1 protein-coding gene is annotated in these 1222 nt (G+C 61.5%); it reads left to right on the forward strand.

Going from position 1 to position 1222, the window contains the following annotated elements; genetic code table 11:
- The first annotated feature begins 232 nt into the window (after window positions 1-232).
- The gene (locus OOT46_RS30605) at window positions 233-1204 is read left to right on the forward strand and encodes an IS110 family transposase (RefSeq protein WP_265407401.1); all 972 of its coding nucleotides are present in this window, start codon (window positions 233-235) and stop codon (window positions 1202-1204) included.
- The last annotated feature ends 18 nt before the right edge of the window (window positions 1205-1222 follow it).

The following is a 1222-nucleotide window of genomic DNA, read 5'->3' on the forward strand; positions in this document are numbered from 1 at the left end:
GGCGGCTGCGCAACTCGCCCTGATATTGTTCGTCTGCCCCCTCGCGCAAAGGGGCTGGGTTGCCCAACCTGTACTCGCCCCGGGGCTGCGCGCCCGCAAAAAAGAATAGGTGGGGACCCGTTTCGACGTTCACCTCGAACGGTATCTTGGGGCGCCGGCACAACCGGCGACCCCGTATTTATCAGGTTGGGACGCTCGGAACTGCTGCGCTTCTTTTTGAGGAGGGAGCGGTATGGCGGTCTGCGTAGGAATTGATGTCAGCAAAGCCAAGCTGGACGTGGCGGTGCTGGTGGAGGGCAAGATCAAGCGGACCAAGGTCGTGAGCAATGACACGGCGGGGTTCGTGCAGTTGCTGGGCTGGCTGGAGTCACATGTTCCTGGAGGCGTGAATACCTCACATGTGTGCATGGAAGCCAGCGGCGTTTACCACGAGGCGGTAGCCACCTTCCTGTACGACCACAAGGTGCGAGTGTCGGTGGTGAACCCGCTGCAAATCAAGCGCTACGCCGAAGCGAAGCTAATGCGGTGCAAGAGCGACCAAGCCGATGCGAGGCTGATTGCGCAATTTGCCGCCGCGGAGTCGCCGCCGCCCTGGCAGGCACCACCGATGAGCCTTCGGCAACTGCAGGCCCTGGTAGCGCGTCTGGACACGCTGCTGGGCATGCAGCGCAGCGAGCTCAACCGGCTGCAGACAGCACACGAGGCAGTTCAACCCTCGATCCAGGCGGTCTTGGACAGCCTCAAGGAGGCGATCGAACAAGTGCGCGAGCAAATCAGGCGCACGGTCGATGACGATCCTGATCTGAAGCGGCGCAGCGAGCTGCTGGAGTCGATACCGGGGCTCGGGGAGCGAACGATTCCACAATTGTTGGCCTATATTGGCTCGCCCGAGCGGTTCACTACGGTCAAGGCCCTGGCCGCGTACGCCGGCCTCAATCCAGCGCCACGGAGTTCTGGATCATCCTTGAACGTGACCCATGGCACGAGTCGCCACGGACACCGACAACTCAAACGGATTTTGTACTTCCCGGCGATGGTGGCGGGCCGCTTCAACCCGGTGGTGAAGGCGTTCTGGGAGCGGCTGCAAGAGCAGCGCAAGCCAGGCAAGGTCATTGTCGTGGCTTGCATGCACAAGCTGCTGTCTCTCGTTTACGGCGTCTTGAAGAGCGGCAAACCGTTCGACTCAAGGCTGAGCAGCGCTTGACGGGCACAACGGTATCTT

Source organism: Aquabacterium sp. A7-Y (genome assembly GCF_026153205.1).
Lineage (GTDB): Bacteria > Pseudomonadota > Gammaproteobacteria > Burkholderiales > Burkholderiaceae_C > Caldimonas.

Coding starts and splice junctions, on each gene's coding strand:
- OOT46_RS30605 (WP_265407401.1), top strand. CDS start 233: ATGGCGGTCTGCGTAGGAATTGATGTCAGCAAAGCCAAGCTGGACGTG.